Consider the following 19843-nt stretch of genomic DNA (forward strand, 5'->3'; position numbering starts at 1 on the left):
CAGGGGGGACCCTGTGGGAGAGTAGGACGCCGCCGAACTCCTTTTACGGGAAAGCCCCGTGCCCTTGTGGCACGGGGCTTTTCTGCGTTCTGAGCTCATCGAGAGGGCCGCCCTTCTCCCAATGAGCTAATTTTTTGACGTGTGAGTGGGTTAGAGACGACCCGCTCCCTTGAGAGCGAGGTAGGCGTCGGCGAGAGCCGGGGCGAGGTTGTCCGGGGTGGCATCGACAACCACCGCGCCGTGGCGCTGGAGCTGCTCTGCCGTGCGGAGTCGCCTTGCCTGGGCCTGCGCGCCGGCTGCGGCCTCGTAGATCGCGTCCACGGTGCCCCTGGCTCCCGCCATCTGCTCGATGTGCGGGTCGGCCACCGAGCCCACCAGCACCGTGTGGCGCTGGGTCAGCTGTCGGAGGACAGGGAGCAGGCCTTCTTCTACGGGGGCCGCGTCCAGGCCGGTGAGAAGCACAATCAGGGAGCGACGAGGAGTACCGGCAAGCACGGCAGCGCCAAGACCTCGGGCGTCCGTTTCCACGAGTGCTGGTTCGATCGGCGCCAGTGCATTGACCATGGCCGACAGGACGTCTCCCGCGGACCTGCCCTGAACCTGGGCACGGATGCGGCGGTCGTAGGCGAGTAGATCCACACGGTCGCCCGCACGCGTGGCAAGCGCGGTGAGGAGCAGGGCCGCGTCCAGGGCAGCATCGAGTCGGGGTACGTCACCGACGCGACCCGCTGATGTACGGCCGGTGTCCAGGACGACGAGGATGTGACGGTCCCGCTCGGGGCGCCACGTCCGCACCGCGACGGCGGACTGGCGCGCTGTCGCCCGCCAGTCGATGGAACGCGTGTCGTCACCGGGTACATAGGCACGCAGACTGTCGAACTCTGTGCCTTCCCCACGGGTGAGGACGCTGGTGCGGCCGTCGAGCTCGCGGAGTCCGGCGAGGCGGGACGGTAGATGCTTGCGGCTGGTGAAGGGCGGAAGGACACGTACCGTCCACGGGACTTGGTGATTCCCTTGGCGGGCCGCAAGCCCCAGAGGTCCGAACGAACGGACGGTGACGCGTTCGGCTCGGCGGTCACCGCGCCGTGTCGGTCGCAGGATGGTGGTCAGCCGGCGACGTTCCCCCGCCGGGATCGTCAGTGTGTGACGGGATGAGGCCTGCTCCATGCCGGTGTGCCAGCTGCTGGGCGGCCAGGCGTCGCGCAGGTGTGCCCGCAGGCGTCGACGGGAAGGATTCGTTACGGTGAGTTGCACTTCAGCGGCTTCGCCGAGTCGAACGGTTGTGTCACCGGATCGGGTGAAACGAAGTGTTCGCACTGGTGCAGCCAGGGCGTAGTCGCACAGAATTGCTAGAGAGAGCGGTGCGTTGACCGCGAGCAGGCCAGTCCAGCTCGGGGCCAGGATGCCTACAGGGAGTGACCCCAGGGCGGCCAGCAGGGCGGTACGTCCGGTGAGGGCCACGGTCACCGCCTCATCGGGGTACGGGGACGTGAGCGAGGACTGCGGTGATGACGGAGTCGGGGGTGACTCCCTCCATCTCCGCTTCGGGCCGCAGTTGGATGCGATGGCGAAGTGTGGGGAGAGCCAGGGCCTTCACGTCATCGGGAATGACGTAGTCACGGCCAGTGAGCCAGGCCCAGGCACGGGCGGTCGACAGCAGAGCGGTAGCGCCTCGGGGAGAGACACCGAGGGAGAGCGAGGGGGATTCACGCGTGGCACGACAAATATCGACGACATAGCCGGTGATCTCGGGGGAGACCTTGGTCCGGGCGACTGAGTCGCGGGCGGCTTCCAGATCGGCTGGGCCGGCGACGGGGCGTATGCCTGCTGACTTGAGGTCGCGCGGATTGAAGCCGTCGGAGTGACGGGTGAGGACATTGATCTCCTCTTCGCGGGACGGCAAGGGCACCGTCAGTTTGAGGAGAAACCGGTCCAGTTGGGCCTCGGGCAGCGGGTAGGTGCCCTCGTATTCGACGGGATTCTGCGTGGCGGCCACGAGGAAGGGGTCGGGCAGCAGCCGAGGGGTTCCGTCGACCGTGACCTGGCGCTCTTCCATTGCCTCCAGGAGGGAGGACTGCGTCTTAGGAGGCGTGCGGTTGATCTCGTCGGCGAGAAGCAGGTTGGTGAAGACCGGGCCGGGCTGGAAGGAGAACTCTGCTGTGCGGGCGTCATAGACCAGTGAGCCGGTGACGTCGCTCGGCATCAGGTCGGGGGTGAACTGGACGCGCTTGGTGTCGAGTGCGAGTGAGGCCGCGAGAGCCCGGACCAGAAGGGTCTTGGCCACGCCGGGGACGCCTTCGAGAAGGACGTGGCCTCGGCAGAGCAGCGCGACGACGAGTCCGGTGACTGCCGGGTCCTGGCCGACCACAGCCTTGGCGATCTCGGAGCGCAGCGCTTCCAGGGACGCGCGGGCTGTGTCACCGTTCCCGGCGGTCTCGGTAGTCCCGGCGGGCACTGGGGGCGGGACGCTCATGACGTGCGTACCTCTCTTTCGAGGGTGTCGAGTTGGTCTGCCAGATGTACAAGAGCGGCATCGTCGGACGGGGCGGGTCCGAAGAACAGGGTTTGGAGGTCGCTGCCGGTGGTGCTGAGACGGGCGGAAACGGCAGGGATGAGTATTGCGGGGGAGTGGGCATCGCGTGGGGAGACGCCGATGAGAGAGGCGATACGGGTGCGGGTGGCGGAACGCAGTGAGTCGGCGGCCCGGTCGCGGGCGTTCGCCCTGCGGTAGAGACGGGCCCGGCCCTCGGTGGCCTCGGAGGCGCGGATGGCCACGGGCAGCCGTTCGGTCACCAGTGGGCCCAGACGACGGGCGCGCCAGATGGCGGCGAGCACAGCGGCGAGTGCGAGTTGCAGGGTGCCCCACAGCCAGCCTTGGGGGATCAGGTCGGCGAAGCTGCGGTCGTCGTGGGCGCTGTCGTCACCACTCCCGCCGTTCTCAGCGGCAGCAGAAGGATCAGTGAGCGAAGGGAGGTACCAGACCAGATGCGGGCGGGAACCGAGAAGTTGCAGGGCCAGGGAAGCATTGCCCTGGTTGCCGAGCCGGTCGTTGTAGAGAAGGTCGGGGAAACCGAGGAGAACGGTGTCGCCCGCGCCCTGTTCGACCAGGAGCAGGGTGGGGAGGCCGTCGCTCGGGAAGCAGGCGATGGTATCGAGGCCGTCCGAGGCGTAGCGGAAGCCTCCCGTTTCGACGGCGCCGGCGTTGCGGGCGGTGGGCAGGGAGCACTGAGGGGCGCGGGTGGCCACCGGTCCGGCGGACTCCGCGCGGACGCCGGGGGCCAGCGTGCCCACGGATGGAGGGCCCGCCGCGAGAAGGACGGTGCGACCGGCCGAGGAGGCGGTCGTGGCACGAAGTTCGCTCTGCTGGTGCGGTGTCAGCAGATTGGGGGAGGCGACGAGCAACGTGGATTCGGGGCCGACCTGGGCCGTGGCCTCATCGAGCGTGGTGACCACATGAATGGAGACGCCATGTTCCTTGAGGAGTGCGGCGACGGCCCGGCTGCCGTAGCGGTCGGCGGAACGGGGATCGAGGCGGCCGTGCTGGTCACCGGAGCGCACGGTTGCCAGAGCGATACCGGCAGCGACGAGTACGAGGAGGGCGAGCAGCAGACCGCGGGCGCGGATCCAGATCTGGTGCGGGGGGAGGGATGCGGAGGTGGTGGGGGCGGCGGTGACCTCGGTCATTCGGGTGCTCCCTGGGCCGGGGCCGTCAGGAGAGGCTTGGCGGATTCGAGATCGAGGTCCAGCGCTTGTAGGCCCAGATACGCCTGCTGGTCCGCGGTGCGGCCGCCGTATGTGACATCGTCGAATTCCCTGGCGGCGGCGTGGAGCCGCGTGGCGTGGGCGGGAAGTGGGCGGCCCGCTTCGGCGGCCGCTTCGTCGGCGGTGCGCCCAGGGCGGGGGGCGAGCAGGGCGCGCTCTTCCATGGATCGGACGATGGCACGCATGCGCTCTTGGACCGCCTCGTTCCAGCGGTGGGCGGCGGCGTGGGTCTCAGCGGCCGTCCGGTGTTCGGCCGCGCTGCGGGGGCTGTCGTCGAAGAGGGCTTCCGCGGAACGCACGGTGCGGTGCGGGGTGCCCAGCCGCCACCAGAGTGCGGCGACCAGGCCGATGACGACCAGCACGAGCACGACAAGACCGAGTGGGCCGCCCGGCGCGGCGCCGGAGGCCGTGTTCAGGAGATCGCCGATCCAGCCCCAGAGCCGGTCGAGACCGCGCTGGAGGAGGTTGGGATCGTTCTCGTGGTACATCGGTTTCGACAGCTCGCGCTTCGCGGCCTCGCGGGCGGGGACACGTGGAGTGTCCACAGGTGTGTCGCCGCTCGCGTGGATCAGTAGCCGTGCTGCTGTTGTGCCCCCCGCCCCCGACACGGCATCAGCTCCTGGTGTCGTATCCGGGCAGGCCCGCTGCCCGGGCGAGATCGAGGTCGAGTGCCTCGCGGCGGATGCGCTGATCGATGTAGAGCAGGGCCATCACACCGGCGGAGAGCGGGTAGGTGATCGTCGCGGTGATCACCTGGCCGATGCCGGAGACGATCAGGAACGGCCAGCCGAAGTCCGTGGCGCCGTCCGTGAGGAAGGAGCCGATACCGCCGCCGTCCACGGCCATCGCGATGACGCTGAACGGGATGGCGATGATCATGCTCACCATGAGGGTCAGCAGCCAGGTGAGCGCCAGGATGCCGAAAGTCCGCCACCATGCGCCCCTGACCAGCTTTGCGGAGCGGCGCATGGAGGTTGTGATCGATTGCCGCTCGAGCATCAGTGCCGGCGAGGCGAGACAGAAGCGGACCATCAGCCAGATGACGACGACGAACGCGGCCAGGAATCCGATGACGGCGAGTCCGGCGCCTGCGGTGGAGCCGATGAGCATGCCCGGCAGCAGGCCCACCGTCACGATGGCGGCGCTGATCAGGGCCAGCAGCAGTGTCAGACCCAGCAGCTGGGCAAGCCGGGGCCGGGCCTCGGCCCATGCGTCGGAGAGCGTCACCGGACGGCCCAGCACAGAGCGGCTGATCACCACGGTCAGTACGGATGTCGTGATCAGCGTAGCGATCATGGTGATGAGGAAGGACGGCACACTGCTGACCAGTGCCGACTGAGCAGAGTCGGCGCTTTGCCGGAGTGCCTCCGATCCGGTGGCGTTCGGGTCGATCGCTGCGGGTTCCGGAAGCACATAGCGTTGCACGAGGATGATCGCGATCTGGGCGACCACGGACACGGTCAACGTGATACCGAGGACCGTGCGCCAGTGGGCGCGCATCGTGGAGACCGCGCCGTCGAGGATTTCACCGACGCCGAGCGGCCGGAGAGGGATGACACCGGGCTTGGCCGCAACGGGCGGCTGCTCCCAGCCGGAGCCCTGAGGTCCGCCGCCCCAGCTGGGGGGTGGCGCGCCGGGACCTGTGCCGGGAGTGCCCGGTGGGGACCACTGCCCTGCGGGCGGCTGCGTGGGAGACCAGTTCCCTGCCGGGCCGCTGCCGTCGACGGGCTCGGAGGGCCGGGGGACGCCCACCCCCTGTCCCTCGGAGGGGGCGGATCCGGGCGAGGCCCAGCCCGGAGTGTCGTTCATTCTCGCTCCTTCACGGTCCTGTCCGCTCATCGGGGCGGCAGGTTGGCAGCCATCGTGCCACGCGTTGCTCCGGTACGGGCCTGGCGCTCTATCTCCTTCGTACCTTCATTTGTGGGCGGCTCACCGGGCAGACTGGGCGGATGGTTGATCAGGACGCGCAATTGCCGGTGGGCATCGAGCCTCCCACGCTTCCCGTGCTTCGCTGGGACGAGCCTCCGGAAGGTCCCGTGCTGGTGCTCCTCGACCAGACGCGGCTGCCTGCAGAGGAGGTCGAGCAGGTGTGTGCCGACGTGCCCGCGCTCGTGCAGGCGATCCGGACTCTGGCGGTGCGCGGGGCGCCGTTGCTGGGCATCGCAGGGGCCTATGGGGTGGCTCTCGCAGCGGTGCGGGGAGATGACGTGGCGGCGGCCGCGGAGGTGCTGGAGCGGGCGCGGCCCACCGCGGTGAATCTCGGGTACGGGGTCCGGCGGGCTGCCGGGGCGTACCGGGCGGCCGTCGGGAAGGGAGCGGATCCGGAGCGAGCTGCGGCGGTGGCGCTGGCCGAGGCCAGGGCGCTGCACCGGGAGGACGCCGAGGCCAGCGGGCGTATGGCGCGGTACGGGCTTGCTTTTCTGGACGAACTGTTGTCCGGTGGCGCGTATCAACTGCTGACCCACTGCAATACGGGGGCGCTCGTCTCGGGTGGTGAGGGCACTGCCTTCGCGGTGGCGCTCGGGGCGCACCGGGAGGGGCGGCTGCGCCGGCTGTGGGTGGACGAGACGCGCCCGCTGCTGCAGGGCGCCCGGCTGACCGGGTATGAGGCGGCACGCAATGGCATGCCGTACAGCTTGCTCACGGACAATGCCGCAGGTTCGCTGTTCGCCGCGGGGGAGGTGGACGCCGTGCTCATCGGGGCGGACCGCATCGCCGCAGACGGTTCGGTGGCGAACAAGGTGGGGAGCTATCCGCTGGCGGTACTCGCGAAGTACCACCACGTACCGTTCATCGTGGTGGCGCCGACCACGACCGTGGATCTGGACACCGCGGACGGGGCATCGATCACCGTGGAGCAGCGGCCGGGGAGTGAAGTGACGGAGCTCACATCCCAGCAGGCCGGGGAGGCAGGCGGGGGTGCCGGCGGATTGCTCGTGGCACCGGTAGGAACCCTGGTGTACAACCCCGCGTTCGACATCACGCCGCCGGAGCTGGTCACGGCGATCGTCACGGAGGAGGGCGCAGTTTCCCCGGTCACGGGGGTCGGACTGGCAGAGCTGTGTGCCAGATCATCGCAGGTAACGATTAGCTAATGGGATGATGTCGATTATGAAGGGACGCGTCCTTGTCGTCGACGACGACACCGCACTGGCCGAGATGCTCGGGATTGTGCTGCGTGGTGAAGGTTTCGAGCCGTCGTTCGTAGCGGACGGCGACAAGGCACTTGCCGCATTTCGTGAGGCCAAGCCGGACCTGGTCCTGCTGGATCTGATGCTGCCCGGAAGGGACGGCATCGAGGTCTGCAGGTTGATCAGGGCCGAGTCGGGTGTGCCGATCGTCATGCTCACTGCCAAGAGCGACACGGTTGACGTAGTGGTGGGCCTGGAGTCCGGGGCTGACGACTACATCGTCAAGCCGTTCAAACCTAAGGAGTTGGTTGCCCGGATCAGGGCGCGTCTGCGGAGGTCCGAGGAGCCGACGCCCGAGCAGTTGGCCATCGGGGATCTGGTCATCGATGTGGCCGGTCACTCGGTGAAGCGGGAGGGACAGTCGATCGCCCTCACCCCGCTGGAGTTCGACCTGCTGGTCGCGCTCGCCCGTAAGCCGTGGCAGGTCTTCACCCGTGAGGTACTTCTGGAGCAGGTGTGGGGGTACCGCCACGCCGCTGACACCCGGCTGGTGAATGTTCATGTCCAGCGACTGCGCTCCAAGGTCGAGAAGGACCCGGAGCGACCGGAGATCGTGGTGACCGTCCGAGGGGTCGGTTACAAGGCCGGACCGAGCTGACATGCCCCTGAGTAGCGCTGCTCCGCAGGCCGGGGGGCCGGGAGTCCGTGCGGAGCGGGCTGCTTCTCCGGGACACAAGGCGTCCCAGGTAGGGCGTCTTCTGCAGGGTGGCCGGTTGTTCCACGACCGGGCGGCCGGCGGCCCTGTGCTGCGACTGCTGATGCGTTGGGTGCGGCGTCCGCTGCTGCCCGCCGTGCGGCTGTGGCGACGCAACCTCCAGCTGAGGGTTGTCGCGGGCACGCTGCTCATGTCGCTCGGAGTGGTGCTGCTCCTCGGGCTGGTAGTGATCGGGCAGGTGCGCAATGGACTGCTCGACGCGAAGGGCAAGGCTGCTCAGACTCAGGCCGCAGGCGGTTTCGCGGCGGCCCAGGAGAAGGCGAACGCCCCGCTCATTCCCGGTGGGCAGGGCAGCGACACGACGGATGGCAGCACGGCCAACAACTCCTGGCGGACCGAGCTCGTCGACCAGCTCGCCAGTGGTGGCAAGAACGCCTTCCACGTGGTGGCGCTCAGCGCCGACGAGGGCACCCGTGCGCCGCGTGGCTCGGGCAGTGTGGAGGCGGCGAGCATTCCGCAGAGCCTGCGTGACTCCGTGAACAAGGGGCCGGGGGCGTTCCAGACGTACTCCCTGATCCAGTACGCGAACGGGCAGGAGCCGCAGCCCGGACTCGTCGTGGGCAAGCGGCTCTACGACATCGACCACAATCCGTACCAGCTCTACTACCTCTTCCCGCTGACGCAGGAGGAGAAGTCATTGACGCTGGTCAAGGGCACGCTGGCGACTGCGGGACTGTTCGTGGTCGTGCTGCTCGGGGCCATTGCCTGGTTCGTGGTGCGGCAGGTGGTCACGCCTGTACGGATGGCGGCCGGCATCGTCGAGCGGCTCTCCGTCGGCAGGCTCCAGGAACGGATGAAGGTCACCGGCGAGGACGACATCGCCCGGCTCGGTGAGGCCTTCAACAAGATGGCGCAGAACCTCCAGCTGAAGATCCAGCAGCTGGAGGAGCTGTCCCGGATGCAGCGGCGCTTCGTCTCCGACGTCTCCCATGAGCTGCGGACACCGCTGACGACCGTACGGATGGCCGCCGATGTCATCCATGAGGCCCGCAGCGACTTCGATCCTGTGACGGCGCGCTCTGCGGAGCTGCTCGGCGACCAGCTCGACCGGTTCGAATCGCTGCTCTCCGATCTGCTGGAGATCAGCCGGTTCGACGCGGGCGCCGCGGCGCTGGAGGCCGAGCCGATAGATCTTCGGCAGGTCGTACGACGGGTGATCGGCGGGGCCGAGCCGCTGGCCGAGCGCAAGGGCACCCGGATCCGGGTGGTCGGCGACGAGCAGCCGGTGATCGCGGAGGTCGACGCGCGGCGGGTCGAGCGCGTCCTGCGCAACCTTGTGGTCAATGCCGTCGAGCACGGCGAGGGCCGGGACGTCGTGGTACGGATGGGGGTGGCCGGAGGTGCGGTCGCCGTGGCCGTACGGGACTACGGCGTGGGGCTCAAGCCCGGCGAGGCGACGCGGGTGTTCAACCGTTTCTGGCGGGCCGACCCGGCCCGCGCGCGGACGACCGGCGGCACCGGACTCGGACTGTCCATTGCCGTGGAGGACGCCAGGCTGCACGGCGGCTGGCTACAGGCATGGGGCGAGCCGGGCGGCGGTTCGCAGTTCCGGCTGACTCTGCCGCGCACGGCGGACGAACCGCTGCGCGGATCGCCGATACCACTGGAACCCGAGGACTCCCGGCGCAACCGGGAGAGCCGGGAGCGAGCCGCGGCCGCTCCCGCGACCGGGAGCGAGCACCGGCTGACGACGGTGCCGACCCAGCCCAGCGGCAGCGACCGGTCCACACTGTCCGTACCCTCGCGTGCCCCTGTGGCTCCCCGGACGGCGCCGGCCTCGGTGCATCCGGCGGCCCTGCCGGGGAGCGGCGCACGGGTGGTCGCGCGCCCCGCCGAGGGCCGACCGGGCGGCGATTTCGACTCTGCAGTGCAGGACCCGGAGCGGGGGGAAGCGAATCGTGGGCACTGACCGTCGCAGGGGCGGCCATGGGCGCGTGCTCGCGCTGCTCGGATGCGGTGTTGTGCTGCTCTCCGCGTGCGGCTCGATGCCTGTCACAGGGGATGTCAAAGCGGTCGATGCCTCGCAGCCAGGTGACTCCCAGGTGCAGGTGTACGCCGTGGCGCCGCGTGACAACGCCACCCCCAACGAGATCGTCGACGGCTTCCTGGAGTCCATGACCAGTGATGACTCGGACTTCAGGACGACCCGTAAGTACCTGACGAGAGAGGCCGCGAGCACCTGGAAGCCGAGCGCGTTCACGACGGTGCTCACCAAGGCGCCGAACCGGAGCGACCGCCCGATGCACGACAGCGACGCCGGCATCACGGAGGTCACCTACACCCTGACCGGTGAGAAGGTGGCTACGGTCGACGCCCAGAGCGCCTATCAGCCGCTCGCGCCCACGGACTACAACCAGACCCTGCGTTTGGTGAAGGAGAACGGTCCGGAGGGCAAGGAGTGGCGCATCGACCTCGTGCCGGATGGCCTTCTGCTCGGGGAGTCGGACTTCAAGCGCCTCTATCGCTCCGTCGACAAGTACTACTACGCCGCGGGGCGGACGTCGGTGCCGTCGACCCTGGTCGCCGACCCTGTCTATCTCCGCAGCCGGACGGACCCCGTCACCGGGATGGACACCGTGACGCAGGCAGTCCGCAGCCTTTTGGCAGGGCCGACCAGTTGGCTGCGGCCGGCGGTCGAATCCAGCTTCCCCCCGGGTACGGCGCTGGCGAAGGGCGTCACCTCGCTCACCCCCGACGACCGCAACGTACTGAAGGTCCCGCTCAACAAGAAGGCGGACGGCGTCGGACAGCACTCCTGTCGCATGATGGCCTCACAGGTCCTCTACACCCTGCGGGATCTGACGTCCGCACGGGTCGAACAGGTCGAACTGCAGCGCTCCGACGGTTCCCCACTGTGTGTCCTCGGGACGGACCAGGCGGAGCAGTTCGCCCTTGACGGTTCGTCGAGCGGGCCGGACAGCCAGTACTTCATCGATGCCAAGGGGCATGTGGAGCGAATTCCCGGCAGCACCAAGGGCAGTGGCACCCCGGAGGCGGTGGCCGGCCCGCTCGGCAACGGCCCGGTGCGGATGGGTGCGGTCGGTGTGGCCAGGGACGAGCAGTCGGCGGCAGCGGTCTCGCGCGACAGGGCGGCCCTCTATGTGTCGTCCATCGTCTCGGACGGAGAGTTTCCCGCGGCCGCGGTGACCAGCAAGGCGCAGAACCCGAACAACCGTCTGTCGGCACCGAGCTGGGACGGCCGGGGCGACCTCTGGGTGGCCGACCGGGATCCGGACAACCCCAGACTGCTGAGGCTGGCCGGTGGTGTCGGCGAGCCGCATGAGGTCACTGTGCCGAGCCTGGACGGCGGGCGCATCGAGGCGCTGCGGATGTCCGCGGACGGAGTGCGGATCGCACTCCTGGTGACCCAGGACGGCCGCAACACGCTGAAGATCGGCCGGATCGAGCGCCGCGGGCCGGAGACGGAGCAGCAGGTCTCGGTGGTGGATCTGCGGCAGGCCGCTCCGCAGCTGACGGACGTGACCGCGATGTCGTGGTCGGGCCGGAGCCGTCTCGTGGTGGTCGGCAAGGAGCAAGGCGGCGTGCAGCAAATGCGCTATGTGCAGGCGGACGGTTCGACGCCCGCATCGGGTGTTCTGCCCGGCGTGAACCAGGTGTCGTCGGTCGCGGCGGCGGACGACGAGCGGTTGCCGCTGATGGCGGCCACGTCGAGCGACGGGATAGTGAAGCTGTCGCCGGGCGACAACTGGCAGACGGTGGTCAAGGAGGGCTCGTCGTTGGTCTTCCCGGGCTGAGACCCCGCAAGACCGCTTCCGCGTTATCCACAGGGGTGGCCCGGTCCCTTCGGGGAGGGCACAGTGGAGTCATGCGGGGGTGGTGGCGGGAGATCTCGGGCCTGGTCCTGCCGGTGTCCTGCGGTGGCTGCGGCAGGCCGCGTATCGAGCTGTGCGAGGAATGCCGGGCGGAGCTGTACGGCGGGGTGCCGCGCAGGGTGAGACCTGTGCCCGAGCCTGCGGGCCTACCGGTGGTGCATGCGGCCGCTGCGTACGAGAACGCCGTACGTGCGGTGCTCCTGGCCCATAAGGAGCGGGGTGCACTGGGGCTGGCCGGGGCACTTGGCAAGGCGCTGGCGGGGGCCGTGCGGGCCGGGGCGGGGCAGGTGGGCGTCGTCGGGCCGCTGCTGCTCGTCCCCGTACCGTCGACGCGGCGGGCCGTGGCGGCGCGGGGGCATGATCCGACGCGCCGGATCGCGCTGGCCGCCGCGGGTGAGCTGCGGCGCGGCGGCAGCCGGGCCGGGGTGGCCGCGGTGCTTCGGCAGCGGCGTCGGGTCGCCGATCAAGCGGGGCTCGGAGCCCGGCAGCGGCAGGCGAATCTCGCGGGGGCACTGGAGGTCGTGGCCGGGGGCGAACGGCTGCTTGCGGCCGGACGGGTGGTGCTGGTGGACGACCTTCTGACGACCGGTGCCTCGTTGGCCGAGGCGGCTCGAGCGATCGGGACGGCGAGCGGGCGCGGAGGCGTCGCCCACGGTAGTGCGCAGGCGGCCGTTGTCGCAGCATCTCCGGCGGCCTTCGAAATGACCCGGAACTGCCAATGAACTTGCATCGTTGCAGGTAGTGAGTGAGTAAAAAGACCTGAACGGAGGTACGTGCGAGTAGCGGGTGCCGACATCCCGCCGGGCAGGCTATGTTCGGTTGTGAGGAATGGTGAATGCCAGACCTCGATGCATGCACCACCAGGTTTCGGGCAGGTAACTCACCAGTAGTCCAGAAGCTGAAAATTCGGCGGGGTGGAGACCTTGCCGATGGGGGAGGAGGAGGTGGACACCGAGTCCGCGGCTCCGGCTACCACCGGAGCCTGGTGCAAAAGGGAGATACTCCGCCGCTGAGCGGAGTGATCCGGGAACGGAGTTCTGCGTGGACATCGTCGTCAAGGGCCGCAAGACCGAGGTGCCCGAGCGGTTCCGCAAGCACGTGGCCGAGAAGCTGAAGCTGGACAAGATCCAGAAGTTCGACGGCAAGGTGATCAGCCTTGACGTCGAGGTGTCCAAGGAGCCGAACCCCCGTCAGGCCGACCGTTCCGACCGGGTGGAGATCACGCTCCGCTCGCGTGGGCCGGTCATCAGGGCGGAAGCGGCCGCAGGCGACCCGTACGCAGCGCTGGACCTGGCCACCGGCAAGCTGGAGGCACGGCTGCGCAAGCAGCACGACAAGCGCTACAGCCGCCGTGGCAACGGCCGGATTCCCGCTGCCGAAGTCGCTGAGACCGTGCCGGGCGCGGCGTCGTTCAACGGTGAGGGCGATCTGGTTGGCAATGAGGCGGCTCAGTCCGTACCCACCACCAGGTTCGGCTCGCTGGAGGTACAGGGCGAGGGCCCGCTGGTGATGCGCGAGAAGACGCACGTCGCCGCACCGATGTCGCTCGATCAGGCGCTCTACGAGATGGAGCTGGTCGGGCACGACTTCTATCTGTTCGTCGACTCCGAGACGAAGGAACCCAGTGTCGTCTACCGACGGCATGCCTATGACTACGGTGTCATCCACCTGAGGACCGACCCGCTGGCCGGCGACGAGGCGGGCGGCGCGGGCGGTGCACTCGGCGGCTGACGCCACCCCTCTGTGGTGCCCCTGGAGCGCCTGTGCGCCCCCAGGGGCACCCGTGTGCGGCCACAGGTTCACCGCTCTGACGTCCAGGCATGAAATCATGTCGTCCCAAGCCAACCGGTGCTCTGTGAACTGCCGTTGGTGGACAGTTTGCGAACTTCAGGCCATGGCCTTCAGGGGGAGGAACGATGGCGGACACCTTCGGGCCCGTGCGTGATGCGAATGATGCCGACCATGCTGCCGACGTCGGCGCGGAGGCGGACAGTGGTTCCCGCAAGGAGCCGATCCGGGTCCTCGTGGTGGACGACCACGCGCTTTTCCGCAGAGGTCTGGAGATCGTCCTCGCCCAGGAGGAGGACATCCAGGTCGTCGGCGAGGCGGGTGACGGGGCGGAGGCGGTCGACAAGGCCGCCGATCTGCTGCCCGACATCGTGCTGATGGATGTACGGATGCCGAAGCGCGGCGGCATCGAGGCCTGCACGTCGATCAAGGAGGTGGCCCCCAGCGCGAAGATCATCATGCTGACGATCAGCGACGAGGAGGCCGACCTCTACGACGCGATCAAGGCGGGCGCCACCGGCTATCTCCTCAAGGAGATCTCCACGGACGAGGTGGCCACGGCGATTCGCGCGGTCGCCGACGGGCAGTCCCAGATCAGCCCCTCCATGGCGTCCAAACTGCTCACCGAGTTCAAATCGATGATCCAGCGGACCGACGAGCGCAGGCTGGTGCCGGCGCCGCGGCTCACCGACCGGGAACTCGAAGTCCTGAAACTCGTTGCAACGGGCATGAACAATCGCGATATCGCGAAGGAGCTGTTCATTTCCGAGAACACCGTGAAGAACCACGTCCGCAACATTCTGGAGAAGTTGCAGCTGCACTCCAGGATGGAAGCTGTGGTCTATGCCATGCGGGAGAAGATCCTGGAGATCAGGTGACCGGTCCGGCGACGGGGCCGAACAGGGCGACGCCGGGTAAAGAGACGGAAAAGCGCACTCACGCCAGAGCGAGGGCGATTTCCTGAGCGAGCGGCCCGCGCAGTTCCGGTGCGTCGACCCGCTCCAGCCGGACATCCGTACAGCCGACCCAGGACGCGGCCTCCGCCAGTGCCTCGGCCATCGGCGCCACGGCCTTCTTGCCCGCCAAGGACACCTGGCGGGCGACCAGCGTGCTGCCCTCGCGCGCCGGGTCGACGCGGCCCTGCAGCTTTCCGCCCGCCAGCAGCGGCATCGCGAAATAGCCGTGTATCCGCTTGGGTTTGGGGACGTAGGCCTCCAGACGGTGGGTGAAACCGAAGATCCGCTCGGTGCGCGCCCGCTCCCAGACCAGCGAGTCGAACGGCGACAACAGCGTCGTACGGTGCCGTCCGCGCGGTTCCGAGGCCAGCGCCGCCGGGTCCGCCCAGGCCGGCTTCGCCCAGCCCTGCACCGTCACCGGCACCAGACCGGAGTCCGCCACCACTGCGTCGAACTGCTCACCCTTGAGCCGGTGGTAGTCCGCGATGTCCGCGCGGGTGCCGACGCCCAGGGACTGCCCGGCGAGCGCGACCAGTCGGCGCAGGCACTCCGCGTCGTCCAGATCGTCGTGCAGCATGGCATCGGGCACGGCCCGCTCAGCGAGGTCGTACACCCGCTTCCAGCTGCGCCGCTCGGTGCACACCACCTCGCCGTACATCAGGGCGCGCTCGACGGCGACCTTCGACCCCGACCAGTCCCACCACTCCCCGCCGTTCTTCGCGCCGCCCAGCTCCGTCGCCGTCAGCGGGCCCTCGGCGCGCAGCCGCTTGATCACCGTCTCGTAGGCGCCGTCCGGCAGGTCGTGGTGCCAGTGGGGACGCGAGCGGTAGGCGCGGCGACGGAACGCGAAGTGCGGCCACTCCTCGACCGGCAGGATGCAGGCCGCGTGCGACCAGTACTCGAAGGTGCGGCCACCCGACCAGTACGCCTCCTCGACCGTGCGCCTACCGACCGCGCCGAGGCGCGCGTACGGAATCAGCTCGTGTGAACGCGCGAGCACCGAGATCGTGTCGAGCTGTACAGCACCGAGATGCCGCAGCACACCCGGAACCCCGGCCCGGCGGTCCGGGGAGCCCAGGAAGCCTTGGGCGCGCAGGGCGATCCTGCGCGCCTGGTCGGCGGAGAGTTCGGCGGCGGGAGGCGGCACAGACGTCATGCCGCGCACCCTAGAGGGAGGCACTGACATCCGGTCGTGGAGTTCACCGGCAGTTGTACATGGAGTCGTCGTGCCGGCCGGCGGGGGACAGCTTCCCCGCGAAGAGCTCCGCGTCGGCGCGGCTGTACGGGGAGGGCACGACCGTCCAGCGCTGGGATGTCCGGGTCCTGACAGGTGGCGTGGATCTCACCCGCGTCGCCGCTCGCGAAAGGGCGCAGCAGCAGAGCGCTGGGTGGTGAGGGTGATCGGCTTCATGTACGGATTCTGGTGAGGCGCCGACTGCGAAGCGAACACTTTACGGACTTCCCGGCACCTTCGGCGCCTCCTGGCCGTTGATTTGGCGGGGATGGCAGGGCCAACGCGGCGGCAGCCCTCCCGGCGCGGCGGGGTCCTCGCTTACGATGGCCGTTGCGGTGGGGCCCACCTGCCGTGCCCGCGCCAGAGTCCATAACACGACCCAGTGCCAGGCCCGACCGGCAAGGAGACCAGCCTCAGTGTCCGTCTTCAACAAGCTCATGCGTGCAGGCGAAGGCAAGATCCTGCGCAAACTGCACCGCATCGCGGACCAGGTCAGCTCCATCGAAGAGGACTTTGTCAACCTCTCCGACGCCGAGCTGCGGGCGCTCACCGACGAGTACAAGGAACGGTACGCGGACGGCGAGAGCCTGGACGACCTGCTCCCCGAGGCATTCGCGACCGTCCGTGAGGCCGCCAAGCGGGTCCTCGGACAGCGCCACTACGACGTCCAGATGATGGGCGGCGCAGCCCTGCACCTCGGCTATGTGGCCGAGATGAAGACCGGCGAGGGCAAGACCCTGGTCGGTACCCTGCCGGCGTATCTCAACGCGCTCTCCGGCAAGGGCGTGCACCTGATCACGGTCAATGACTATCTGGCCGAGCGCGACTCCGAGATGATGGGCCGGGTCCACAAGTTCCTCGGCCTGACCGTCGGCTGCATCATCGCCAACATGACGCCTGCCCAGCGCCGTGAGCAGTACGCCTGCGACATCACGTACGGCACGAACAACGAGTTCGGCTTCGACTACCTCCGCGACAACATGGCGTGGTCCGCGGACGAGCTCGTCCAGCGCGGCCACAACTTCGCCGTGGTCGACGAGGTCGACTCGATCCTCGTCGACGAGGCCCGTACGCCGCTGATCATCTCCGGCCCGGCCGACCAGGCCACCAAGTGGTACGGCGACTTCGCCAAGCTGGTCACACGCCTGTCCAAGGGCGAGGCGGGCAACCCGCTCAAGGGCATCGAGGAGACCGGCGACTACGAGGTCGACGAGAAGAAGCGGACCGTCGCCATCCATGAGGCCGGTGTCTCGAAGGTCGAGGACTGGCTCGGCATCGAGAACCTCTACGAGTCGGTGAACACTCCCCTCGTCGGGTACCTCAACAACGCCATCAAGGCCAAGGAACTCTTCAAGAAGGACAAGGACTACGTCGTCATCGACGGCGAAGTCATGATCGTCGACGAGCACACCGGCCGTATCCTCGCCGGGCGCCGCTACAACGAGGGCATGCACCAGGCGATCGAGGCGAAGGAAGGGGTGGACATCAAGGACGAGAACCAGACGCTCGCCACGATCACCCTGCAGAACTTCTTCCGTCTCTACAGCAAGCTCTCCGGCATGACCGGTACGGCGATGACCGAGGCCGCCGAGTTCCACCAGATCTACAAACTCGGTGTCGTACCGATCCCGACCAACCGGCCCATGGTCCGTGCCGACCAGTCGGACCTGATCTACCGCACCGAGGTCGCGAAGTTCGCCGCAGTCGTCGACGACATCGCCGAGAAGCACGAGAAGGGCCAGCCGATCCTGGTCGGCACCACCTCGGTCGAGAAGTCCGAGTACCTCTCGCAGCAGCTTTCCAAGCGCGGTGTCCACCACGAGGTCCTCAACGCCAAGCAGCACGACCGTGAGGCGACGATCGTCGCCCAGGCCGGCCGCAAGGGCGCGGTCACGGTCGCGACGAACATGGCCGGACGAGGCACCGACATCAAGCTCGGCGGCAACCCCGACGACCTTGCCGAGGCGGAGCTGCGCCAGCGGGGCCTCGACCCCGTCGAGCACGTCGAGGAGTGGGCGGCCGCGTTGCCTGCCGCGCTGGAAAAGGCCGAACTGTCCGTGAAGGCGGAGTTCGAAGAGGTCAAGGAGCTCGGCGGGCTGTACGTCCTGGGCACCGAGCGGCATGAGTCGCGGCGTATCGACAACCAGCTGCGCGGTCGTTCCGGCCGGCAGGGCGACCCGGGTGAGTCCCGCTTCTATCTGTCGCTCGGCGACGACCTGATGCGGCTGTTCAAGGCGCAGATGGTCGAGCGCGTCATGTCGATGGCCAATGTGCCGGACGATGTGCCGATCGAGAACAAGATGGTGACGCGGGCGATCGCGTCGGCCCAGTCGCAGGTCGAGCAGCAGAACTTCGAGACGCGTAAGAACGTCCTGAAGTACGACGAGGTGCTCAACCGGCAGCGCGAGGTCATCTACGGTGAGCGTCGCCGGGTCCTGGAAGGCGAGGATCTGCAGGACCAGATCCGCCACTTCATGGACGACACGATCGACGACTACATCCGCCAGGAGACTGCCGAGGGCTTCGCCGAGGAGTGGGACCTGGACCGGCTGTGGGGTGCGTTCAAGCAGCTCTACCCGGTGAAGGTCACCATTGAGGAGCTGGAGGAGGCGGCCGGCGACCTGGCCGGGATCACTGCCGAGTTCATCGGTGAGTCCATCAAGGACGACATCCACGAGCAGTACGAGGCGCGCGAGAAGCAGCTCGGCTCGGACATCATGCGCGAGCTGGAGCGGCGTGTGGTGCTGTCCGTTCTGGACCGCAAGTGGCGTGAGCACCTCTACGAGATGGACTACCTCCAGGAGGGCATCGGCCTCCGTGCCATGGCGCAGAAGGACCCGCTGGTCGAGTACCAGCGCGAGGGCTTCGACATGTTCAACGCCATGATGGAGGGCATCAAGGAGGAGTCCGTCGGCTACCTGTTCAACCTGGAGGTCCAGGTCGAGCAGAAGGTCGAGGAGGTTCCGGTGCAGGACGAGGCCGAGCGGACCTCGCTCGACAAGGAGGACCTCGTACCGGCGGCGCGTCCGGAGATCCGGGCCAAGGGGCTCGACGCTCCGCAGCGTCCGGACCGGCTGCACTTCTCTGCGCCCACGGTGGACGGGGAGGGCGGGATCGTCGAGGGCGACTTCGCCAACGGAGACGGTGGAGCCGTGTCCGAGTCGGACGGGCTGACTCGGGCGGAGCGGCGCAAGGCGCAGAAGAATGGTGGGGGTGGGCGCCGCCGTAAGAAGTAGCGGGTGGCGCTGACGCTGTTGGTGTTGGTTGGGCTTTAGCCGGGGTCGGGCATCTTTGCGGGTGCTCGGCCCCGGCTTGTTTTGGGCCCGGGTCCGGGCCCAAACCCGGGTCGTGGCGTGTGTGCGGGCTTGAGCGGGTGGGTGGCCTTGGTGTCGGTGGGGTGTGACCGCTGTGCGGGGCCTGTCCCCTCCCCGTCCCTCCCGTCCCTTCCCGGAACCGGGGCTCCGCCCCGGACCCCGCTCCTCAAACGTCCCAGGGGCTGGAAAGGCGGGCCGTGGGTGGGACGGGGCGGGGGGAGGAGGAGCGGAGAGGGGGAGGAGGCGGGTGGGTGGTGTCGTTCCGCCCGGGGGCGCTCCTTGAGCGCCTCAGGGGCTGGAAATGCGGCGTGTGGGTGGGGCAGGGACGGAGCTGAGGTGGGAGGGGGGGGCGGGTGGTTGCCGGGGCTCCGTCCTGGGGTGCGTTTCTTGAGCGTCGGAGGGGTGGAGATTGTGGGTGGGACGGTGGAGGGGGATTCCGGTGGTGGTCGGGGCCCCTCCCGGGGGTGCTCCTCAAGTTTCGGAAGGGCTGGGACTGCGGGGCGAGGGCCCTGGAGGTGCCTGGCGTGGGTCTCTATCGGGCGGGCGTTGACTGCAGGCGTTCGTCGCCCAGTTCCACTGCTGCGCAGCGCCAGCGGAGGTCGGTGCCCTGTTCCAGGCGGAAGGCCATGGCCCTCACCTGTTCGCCCGCTGCGATGCTTGCGCAGGCTTCCACGACACCCGGAGCCGGCTGGGCTCCGTGGCACATGCGGATGACGGGGCGGACGCCGCAGGCCCTGAGAGGGGTGCGGGGGGCCAGTTCGGCCAGCTGGTCGTAGGCCTCGCCAATGGTGTGGCCGAGCATCCAGTGCACCGGGCGCTGGCCGCTGAGGACCGCCAGGAGGCGCTCGGCGAACCAATGGTGGGGGCGGACTCGCCTGGGAGTCCTCGTGCGCTGCGGTGGTACGGCTTCGGGCCTGCGTTGGTCGTGCCGTCCGGTGGGCCGGGTCCTGTTCGTGCTCATCGCTGATCGCCCCCGTGCTTCAGAGGCCCGGTCGAATACCGGGCGGTAACTTCTGCTGTGGATCTTCTACGGCGAGGGCGCAGGCGGTC

General features: G+C 68.6%; 15 protein-coding genes and 1 pseudogene. 8 read left to right on the plus strand and 8 right to left on the minus strand.

Features of this window, described 5'->3' with window-relative positions:
- Positions 1-150: 150 nt before the first annotated feature.
- Genes ACZ3IC_RS17685 through ACZ3IC_RS17705 form a run of 5 tightly spaced genes read right to left on the minus strand, consistent with a single transcriptional unit; the run spans position 151 to position 5571 of the window.
- The gene (locus tag ACZ3IC_RS17685; RefSeq protein ID WP_467417567.1) at positions 151-1461 is read right to left on the minus strand and encodes a DUF58 domain-containing protein; all 1311 of its coding nucleotides are present in this window, start codon (positions 1459-1461) and stop codon (positions 151-153) included.
- A 10-nt stretch (positions 1462-1471) separates the two neighbouring features.
- Entirely contained in the window at positions 1472-2473 is a 1002-nt protein-coding gene (locus ACZ3IC_RS17690) for an AAA family ATPase (protein WP_467417218.1), read from the minus strand.
- Entirely contained in the window at positions 2470-3684 is a 1215-nt protein-coding gene (locus ACZ3IC_RS17695) for a DUF4350 domain-containing protein (RefSeq protein WP_467417219.1), read from the minus strand. The genes ACZ3IC_RS17690 and ACZ3IC_RS17695 overlap by 4 nt, the downstream gene beginning before the upstream one ends.
- A complete protein-coding gene (locus tag ACZ3IC_RS17700) occupies positions 3681-4370 on the minus strand; it encodes a DUF4129 domain-containing protein (protein WP_467417221.1) in 690 nt (229 codons plus the stop codon). The genes ACZ3IC_RS17695 and ACZ3IC_RS17700 overlap by 4 nt, the downstream gene beginning before the upstream one ends.
- Before the next feature lie 4 nt (positions 4371-4374).
- Positions 4375-5571 (minus strand): DUF7847 domain-containing protein, encoded by a 1197-nt coding sequence (locus ACZ3IC_RS17705; RefSeq protein WP_467417223.1) that lies wholly within the window; start codon positions 5569-5571, stop codon positions 4375-4377.
- Positions 5572-5711: 140 nt separating this feature from the next.
- Between ACZ3IC_RS17705 and mtnA the strand changes: the two genes are divergently transcribed.
- The 7 genes from mtnA to ACZ3IC_RS17740 all read left to right on the plus strand — a co-directional run bounded on the left by mtnA (position 5712) and on the right by ACZ3IC_RS17740 (position 14167).
- Positions 5712-6857, plus strand: coding sequence for an S-methyl-5-thioribose-1-phosphate isomerase (gene mtnA / locus ACZ3IC_RS17710; RefSeq protein WP_467417225.1), 1146 nt, complete (start codon positions 5712-5714; stop codon positions 6855-6857).
- Positions 6858-6861: 4 nt separating this feature from the next.
- Complete coding sequence (gene mtrA, locus ACZ3IC_RS17715; RefSeq protein WP_467417227.1) at positions 6862-7551, plus strand: two-component system response regulator MtrA; 690 nt, start codon at positions 6862-6864, stop codon at positions 7549-7551.
- Between the two features lies 1 nt (position 7552).
- Positions 7553-9577 (plus strand): MtrAB system histidine kinase MtrB, encoded by a 2025-nt coding sequence (mtrB, locus tag ACZ3IC_RS17720; protein WP_467417229.1) that lies wholly within the window; start codon positions 7553-7555, stop codon positions 9575-9577.
- A gap of 76 nt (positions 9578-9653) precedes the next feature.
- The gene (locus ACZ3IC_RS17725) at positions 9654-11423 is read left to right on the plus strand and encodes an LpqB family beta-propeller domain-containing protein (protein ID WP_467417569.1); all 1770 of its coding nucleotides are present in this window, start codon (positions 9654-9656) and stop codon (positions 11421-11423) included.
- A gap of 71 nt (positions 11424-11494) precedes the next feature.
- Positions 11495-12223: a ComF family protein gene (locus tag ACZ3IC_RS17730; protein ID WP_467417230.1), complete on the plus strand. Its 729-nt coding sequence runs from the start codon at positions 11495-11497 to the stop codon at positions 12221-12223.
- Between the two features lie 319 nt (positions 12224-12542).
- The gene (gene hpf, locus ACZ3IC_RS17735; RefSeq protein ID WP_467417232.1) at positions 12543-13232 is read left to right on the plus strand and encodes a ribosome hibernation-promoting factor, HPF/YfiA family; all 690 of its coding nucleotides are present in this window, start codon (positions 12543-12545) and stop codon (positions 13230-13232) included.
- A 185-nt stretch (positions 13233-13417) separates the two neighbouring features.
- A complete protein-coding gene (locus ACZ3IC_RS17740; RefSeq protein ID WP_467417234.1) occupies positions 13418-14167 on the plus strand; it encodes a response regulator in 750 nt (249 codons plus the stop codon).
- A gap of 58 nt (positions 14168-14225) precedes the next feature.
- Here the strand turns inward: ACZ3IC_RS17740 and ACZ3IC_RS17745 are convergent, their stop codons facing one another.
- Together ACZ3IC_RS17745 and ACZ3IC_RS17750 are read right to left on the minus strand one after the other, a co-directional pair.
- The gene (locus tag ACZ3IC_RS17745) at positions 14226-15401 is read right to left on the minus strand and encodes a winged helix-turn-helix domain-containing protein (RefSeq protein WP_467417236.1); all 1176 of its coding nucleotides are present in this window, start codon (positions 15399-15401) and stop codon (positions 14226-14228) included.
- A 52-nt stretch (positions 15402-15453) separates the two neighbouring features.
- Positions 15454-15656, minus strand: a pseudogene (locus ACZ3IC_RS17750) (GNAT family N-acetyltransferase); the annotation flags it as partial.
- Between the two features lie 239 nt (positions 15657-15895).
- Here ACZ3IC_RS17750 and secA point away from each other — a divergent pair.
- Positions 15896-18715, plus strand: coding sequence for a preprotein translocase subunit SecA (secA, locus tag ACZ3IC_RS17755; RefSeq protein WP_467417237.1), 2820 nt, complete (start codon positions 15896-15898; stop codon positions 18713-18715).
- 610 nt (positions 18716-19325) lie between these two features.
- Here the strand turns inward: secA and ACZ3IC_RS17760 are convergent.
- The gene (locus ACZ3IC_RS17760) at positions 19326-19754 is read right to left on the minus strand and encodes an Rv3235 family protein (RefSeq protein ID WP_467417238.1); all 429 of its coding nucleotides are present in this window, start codon (positions 19752-19754) and stop codon (positions 19326-19328) included.
- Positions 19755-19843: the final 89 nt, after the last annotated feature.

This window comes from Streptomyces sp. NPDC002958 (assembly GCF_055563255.1).

What these genes read in the sequence shown, in the direction of transcription:
- ACZ3IC_RS17690 (WP_467417218.1), bottom strand. Translation starts at nt 2,473, where the DNA reads ATGAGCGTCCCGCCCCCAGTGCCCGCCGGGACTACCGAGACCGCCGGG.
- ACZ3IC_RS17695 (WP_467417219.1), bottom strand. Translation starts at nt 3,684, where the DNA reads ATGACCGAGGTCACCGCCGCCCCCACCACCTCCGCATCCCTCCCCCCG.
- ACZ3IC_RS17705 (WP_467417223.1), bottom strand. Translation starts at nt 5,571, where the DNA reads ATGAACGACACTCCGGGCTGGGCCTCGCCCGGATCCGCCCCCTCCGAG.
- mtnA (WP_467417225.1), top strand. Translation starts at nt 5,712, where the DNA reads ATGGTTGATCAGGACGCGCAATTGCCGGTGGGCATCGAGCCTCCCACG.
- mtrA (WP_467417227.1), top strand. Translation starts at nt 6,862, where the DNA reads ATGATGTCGATTATGAAGGGACGCGTCCTTGTCGTCGACGACGACACC.
- mtrB (WP_467417229.1), top strand. Translation starts at nt 7,553, where the DNA reads ATGCCCCTGAGTAGCGCTGCTCCGCAGGCCGGGGGGCCGGGAGTCCGT.
- ACZ3IC_RS17725 (WP_467417569.1), top strand. Translation starts at nt 9,654, where the DNA reads ATGCCTGTCACAGGGGATGTCAAAGCGGTCGATGCCTCGCAGCCAGGT.
- ACZ3IC_RS17730 (WP_467417230.1), top strand. Translation starts at nt 11,495, where the DNA reads ATGCGGGGGTGGTGGCGGGAGATCTCGGGCCTGGTCCTGCCGGTGTCC.
- ACZ3IC_RS17740 (WP_467417234.1), top strand. Translation starts at nt 13,418, where the DNA reads ATGGCGGACACCTTCGGGCCCGTGCGTGATGCGAATGATGCCGACCAT.
- ACZ3IC_RS17745 (WP_467417236.1), bottom strand. Translation starts at nt 15,401, where the DNA reads ATGACGTCTGTGCCGCCTCCCGCCGCCGAACTCTCCGCCGACCAGGCG.
- ACZ3IC_RS17760 (WP_467417238.1), bottom strand. Translation starts at nt 19,754, where the DNA reads ATGAGCACGAACAGGACCCGGCCCACCGGACGGCACGACCAACGCAGG.